The 5,963-nt window shown below is 63.2% G+C and carries 4 protein-coding genes and 1 tRNA gene; 1 reads left to right on the plus strand and 4 read right to left on the minus strand.

Annotated features, from left to right (window positions below):
• Positions 1–165: 165 nt before the first annotated feature.
• Complete coding sequence (locus tag BKY26_RS17015; protein ID WP_071691573.1) at positions 166–2,667, minus strand: hybrid sensor histidine kinase/response regulator; 2,502 nt, start codon at positions 2,665–2,667, stop codon at positions 166–168.
• A gap of 437 nt (positions 2,668–3,104) precedes the next feature.
• On the opposite strand from BKY26_RS17015, the gene galE reads away from it, so the two are divergent.
• Positions 3,105–4,085 (plus strand): UDP-glucose 4-epimerase GalE, encoded by a 981-nt coding sequence (gene galE, locus BKY26_RS17020; protein WP_071691574.1) that lies wholly within the window; start codon positions 3,105–3,107, stop codon positions 4,083–4,085.
• Here galE and BKY26_RS17025 read toward each other — a convergent pair.
• From BKY26_RS17025 to BKY26_RS17035, 3 genes are all read right to left on the minus strand, one after another.
• Positions 4,082–4,534 (minus strand): putative pterin-binding protein, encoded by a 453-nt coding sequence (locus BKY26_RS17025; RefSeq protein WP_131541924.1) that lies wholly within the window; start codon positions 4,532–4,534, stop codon positions 4,082–4,084. The genes galE and BKY26_RS17025 overlap by 4 nt on opposite strands.
• A gap of 365 nt (positions 4,535–4,899) precedes the next feature.
• A tRNA-Leu gene (locus tag BKY26_RS17030) sits at positions 4,900–4,984 on the minus strand.
• Between the two features lie 51 nt (positions 4,985–5,035).
• A partial coding sequence (locus BKY26_RS17035) for a vWA domain-containing protein (RefSeq protein ID WP_071691576.1) occupies positions 5,036–5,963 on the minus strand: 928 nt, incomplete at its 5' end.

Consider the following 5,963-nt stretch of genomic DNA (forward strand, 5'->3'; position numbering starts at 1 on the left):
TCCAGTTCGGTCTCGACTGAGCCCGAAAAGAGGTTCGATCGGGCCGGGGTTTTTCCTGGACCCAGCCCCGCGACCGGTCAACACCCGCGTCCTCCGGCCATAACGGAGGGCGCGGTTTTTCTATGCAAGGGGGACGCGTGCCGGTGGTCGCCTGCCGCAGAAGGATCAGCCCGCCTGCCCTTCGCGCCGAAACAGGTCCCGTGCCTCGGCCAGCAGCTCGGCAAGCGCGTCTGCCTCCCCCTCTTCGCCCTCCAGTTCCGCTACCGCCAGTTCCAGCGTCACCAACGCCTCCTGAAGCGCCGCCAGACCGGACACGGCCGCCAGACCGGCCGACATATGGGCACGGTCGGCCAGATCGTGGAACGGGTACCCCTCTTTGATCATGTTTTCCATGTGGGAAAGGTGTTCTGCGATCTCCGCCACCGCGCGCTGTGCAAGCTCGGAGGAGATTGCCGGTTCGCCGCCTGTGTCTGCAAGCTCCACCCGCCGCGAACAATGCTGTTCGACACTATCGACAAGGGATTTTCGGGTCAGTGGCTTGATCAGAACGCCCGTCATGCCCGCCTGGTGGAAGCGCTCGATATCCTTGGGCAGCGCATGGGCGGTCAGGGCAATGATCGGGGTCAGGCTGTTCGGCCCGGAGGTCTCGCGGATCTGCCGGGTGGCCGAGATCCCGTCAATGCGCGGCATGCTGATATCCATCAGGATCAGGTCGAACCCGCGCTGCCCGGCCAGCCTTTGCGCTTCTGCGCCATCGCGGGCCTGAACCGTTTCGCATCCGATCCCTGTCAGCATCTCCACCGCAACGGCCCGGTTGATCTCGTTATCCTCGACAATCAGAACCGTTAGGCCGGATGTCGAGGGGACCGAACCGGCCTCCGGGCCATCTGTGGCAGCTTCGTCCTGGTCCAAGGCGACGGCGTCACCCGTCGGCAGGGGCACCCGAAACCAGAATTCCGAGCCCGAACCGGGCTGGCTGACGACCCCGATCTCGCCGCCCATGGCCATGACCAGCCGACGGGCAATGCCAAGCCCCAGTCCGGTGCCCTCGACCTCGCGGGCGTAGCGGGTGTCGAGGGTGACGAAATCGTCGAACACGCGTGCCTGGTCCGCGGCGGCGATGCCGATGCCGGTATCTGCCACGCGGAATTCGACATCGGTGCCGCCGGGGTCGCGCATGGCAGACAGGGTGATCTGCCCGTCGCGGGTGAACTTGATCGCGTTCGCCACAAGATTGACGATCACCTGCATGAGCCGGGTCCTGTCGCCGATCACAGGCCCCAGATCGTCACCGGCCGACACGTGCAACCGGTTGCCCTTGGCCTCGGCCGCGACCCCCTGACTGTTCACAACATCCATTAAAAGCTCGACCGGATCAAACAGTTCAGGCCGCAGAACCGTCTTGCCGGCATCATCGCGCGAGATGTCGAGCACGCTGTTGACATGATGCAGAAGCAGCTGGCCAGAGCGGCTCATCATGTCGACAAATCCTTTCTGACGCCCGGTCAGCTCGGTGCCCGACAGCAATTCCAGCCCGCCCAGAATACCGCCGAGCGGCGTGCGCATCTCATGGCTCATGACGGCCAGAAGCTCCGCCTTGGCCTCTTCGCCCGCCAGCGCCTTGTCACGGGCCTCCACCAGTTCCCGCTCGGCATGCTGGCGATCCGAGATGTCGCGGATGAAGGAAACGAAGATTTCCCCCTCGGTGCTTTCGGCGGTGTCGATGGACAGTTCGACGGGAAAGACCCGGCCCGACTTGTCCTTGGCTTCCAGTTCGACAAGACCTGCTCCCAGGATCCGTCTGCGCCCGGTGCGAAGATGTTCATCCATGGCCTCCCGATGCGCTTTCTGAAGGTGATCGGGGATGATCAGATCGGCCATGCGGGCGCCAATCGCCTCTTCTCGGGCATAGCCGAAGATCCGCTCTGCCGCCGGGTTGCAATCAAGGACGCGCCCGTCGCGGCCAACCACCAGAACCCCGTCGATGGAGGTGCCCACGATCGTGCGCTGACGACTTTGTGCAAGCGCGATTTCCGCCGTTCTGCGCTGACCCAAACGCAGCGACCAGACCAGGGCGAAGACGGTGGTCGACAGGACCAGAATCAGGACAACGATCAGAGCGGCAAGGTCGAGCAGCGCACTGGCGACCCGCTCTCGCTGCTGCCCTGCCAGTCCGGCGAAGACGCGGACGGATTCCAGCGTAACGAATCTGAGATCGTTTCGAAGATCGGCGATCTGTTCCTCAAGTTCGTCCAACCCCGCGCGCAGCTCAGCATCCGGCCCGTCGATCAACGGCAGAGCGTTGTCGAGAACCATGATGGCATGTTCGAGGGTTTCGGCGACTTCCGCCTCCTCGCGGACGAGTTCGAGCTGTTGTGATCTTTGCAGAACGCGGATTCGGGAATAGAACACATCGAAGCGACGGCGCACTTCCCTGAGAGCCGCCTGCGAGTTGTCGTGCATTGCGGTCAGGACGGCGGTTTCCAGCGTCAGCAACTCGACCTCGGTCTGCGCGATGCTCCACTGGGTGCTGTCGGCATTCGCGGTCGCCAGCGCGTCAATCTCTCGCCGCGCATCGGCGCTGAGAAACCAGATCCCGACAACACAGGCCCCGATCACCAAAAGGACGATCGTCGGCACGAAAAACCGTCGCTTGTCTCTATGCATCGCCTTTGCCCCTGCTCCGTCACCATCTTCCCGAGACGGCCCAGTCCATCATACCTTCCCGCCGATGTCACGGCATAGAGCATACGGATAGCCGCCGCCGCCAAGACAGGCGGCAGACCCGCATATCAACAGCGCCACGAGGCCCGCCCGCTTTTTCAGCAGGGACGCCCGATATGCGGTCGGCAAACCGGCCCCCGTCCCTTCCCCGGTGCCTGTGGTCACTTTTTCTGGCTCAGTGGCGTTCTTGAGGGTAGACCGCTGGCCTTTCAGACCGTACCAAACCACGAACCCAAAACTTTACACCCGTTTTCCGAACGCAGGACCGGCGCGCAGCCGGAACGGCAGGACAAGTCAGGCGAGACCGCCGCGGGATCGACCTGCAACGCCCCGGCAAAGGTGGCAATTCGCGACACGCAACCGATTTTTTGGATAGCAGTATGAACGTACTTATCACAGGTGGGGCCGGCTACATTGGCGCCCATGCCTGCAAGGCCCTGAAGGCCGCCGGATACACCCCCATCACCTTCGACAACCTGTCCACCGGCTGGCGCGATGCGGTGCGCTTCGGACCGTTCGAAGAAGGCGACCTGCTGGACCGTGCTCGGCTGGACGAGGTCTTTGCGACCCACCAACCCGTTGCCGTCATGCATTTCGCGGCGCTCAGCCAGGTCGGCGAGTCCATGCAGGACCCCGGACGCTACTGGCGCGAAAACGTGATGGGTGCGCTGAACCTGATCGAGGCCACCGTGGCGGCGGGCTGCCGTCATTTTGTTTTCTCCTCGACCTGCGCGACCTATGGCGATCAGGATCAGGTCACGCTGACCGAGGACACGCCGCAACAACCGATCAACGCCTATGGGGGATCGAAACTGGCGATCGAGGGGATGCTGCGCGACTTTTCGGCCCGCCATGATCTGGAAACGGTGATCTTCCGCTATTTCAACGTGGCCGGCGCAGACCCCGAGGCAGAGGTCGGCGAGTTCCACCAACCGGAAACACACCTGATCCCGTTGATGCTGGACGCGATTGACGGCAAGCGCCCGGCCCTGACGATTTTCGGCACCGACTACGACACACCCGACGGCACCTGCATTCGCGACTACGTGCATGTGATGGATCTTGTCGATGCGCATGTTCTGGGCCTGAAGTGGCTTCAGGCCGACAAGGGATCTCGGGTGTTCAACCTCGGCACCGGGTCGGGCTTTTCCGTGCGCGAGGTCGTCGATGCCAGCCGGGCCGTCACCAATCGCGACGTGCCTATGACCCTGGGCGAACGGCGCCCCGGCGATTGCACCAAGCTGGTCTCCGGCAGTGCCCGCGCCATCGAGGATCTTGGCTGGAGCCCCGAGCGATCCACTCTGAACCAGATGATCGCGGATGCGTGGCGCTGGCATCAGGGCAAGGGCTATTCCCGTTAGGGCGCGATCACGACAATGCGTTCCAGCTGCCAGATGCTGCGCGCATAGATGATCTCGGACTGATAGTCGGAATTGTGATCATAGGGATAGACCAGCCAGAGCGGCCCATTATCGCGGAGCGTCATCGGTTCCCCGTTGCGCAGGAAGGCGATGATCGGCCCATCCTCGACCGCGTCGGACAATGGAACCTCGACGGCATAGTCATTCGCGGCGATGGCCTGCAAGGCCAGCTCTTCGTTCAGCCCAAGCGCTGCGACGAAGGCATTCAGGGGCGTTCCGGTGAATTCCTGTATGCCATCCGTCCAGATCGTGGTTGTCTGAAAGCTGGCGACTCCGATCTCTTCAAGATCCGTGCGGGTCAAGTCGTGCGAGAGCTCCGGGCCCGTGACGCTGAGCAGGATGTCCTCGGTCGTATCGGCCCGCGATTGCGCTCCGCTTGTCAATATCATAAGACCGCACAGCACCGGAAGGAGCCGCTGAACAAGGCTAAGCGGATGGAATGCAACAGGCATCGTGATCTCCGTCTCTGGGCTGTCTGTATTATCTCGGACAATATACTCTTCCCTTTCGATAATTCGAAAGAGAGCCGATTGCACCTGTTCAATTGGATAATAGACTATCCATAAGAATACCCCGAACGCCACGCCGACAACCACCCGGCCGGATCGCGCGCGCACAGCGCCAGATTGACAATGGCTCCTTCGGACAAGACCTGAACTCCGGCTACGGCCATTCACATGCGGCCGAAGCAAGCGCGTCGGATTTCCGACACGCCAAGGGGGGAGGCCTAGCAGACCTGAACAGTTCATTGAAATGGTACCCGTGGCCGGACTCGAACCGGCAAGCCTTGCGGCGGCGGATTTTGAATCCGCTGCGTCTACCAATTCCGCCACACGGGCAACGCGGGGATGGTCTAGCCCTGCCCCGTGGCAGCGTCAATCACGAAACTCTCACAACATCCGCATCAGGCGCGCTTTCTCGCCCATGTCGTCGGGACGCGACAGGGCCTCGGCCAGACCTTGCAGGGCGGCGATGTTGTGGCCTGCGCGAAAACTGTCCACATGGGGCAGCATCGCCCTGATCCCGGCGGCCTTCGGCGCGAAGCCGTCCCACCGGAGCAGCGGGTTGAGCCAAATGAGTTTTCGTGACGATAGATGCAGCCGCTCCATCTGGGCGGCCAGCGCATCCGGGTCGTCGCGGTCCAGCCCGTCGGTGATCAGCAGCACCACCGCCCCCTGCCCCAGAACCCGGCGCGACCAGTCGCGGTTGAACGCGGTCAGGCATTGCCCGATCCGCGTGCCGCCTTCCCAGTCCTGCGCTTCGGCCCCGGCGGCGGCCAGTGCCGCATCCACATCGCGCGCGCCCATGTGGCGGGTGATATTGGTCAGCCGCGTGCCGAAGGTAAACGCATGAACCTTGGCCCACCCCTGCCCTTTGCGGTTCGCAACCGCATGGAGGAAATGCAGCACCGCCCGGCTATAGGAGGACATGGAGCCGGAGATATCGCAGAGCACCACGAGGTTGGGCCAGCGAATGCGCCGCGCCTTCATGTCGAACCCGGTGATCTCGCCCCCTTGCCGCATGGCACTGCGCATGGTGCGCCGCCAGTCGGGCAGTCGGCCACGTGTGGCTGCCATGGTCCGGCGGCTTTGCAGGGGGTTCACCGGCAGGGACAGGTCCGCGATGATCCGCTTGGCCTCGGCCATTTCCGCATTGCTCATCTGTTCGAAATCGAGCGTGCGCAGCCGTTCCTCCCGCGACATGGTCAGGGTCGCATCGACCTCGATCTCGGTGCCCTCTTCAGGCTGATCGGCCCCTTCTGGCAGGTCGCGGGTGACGCCCTCCAGCAGCGCCTCCGCCGCGCGTTTCTCGGCGGGT

Source organism: Nioella sediminis (assembly GCF_001879695.1).
Classification (GTDB): Bacteria; Pseudomonadota; Alphaproteobacteria; order Rhodobacterales; family Rhodobacteraceae; genus Nioella; species Nioella sediminis.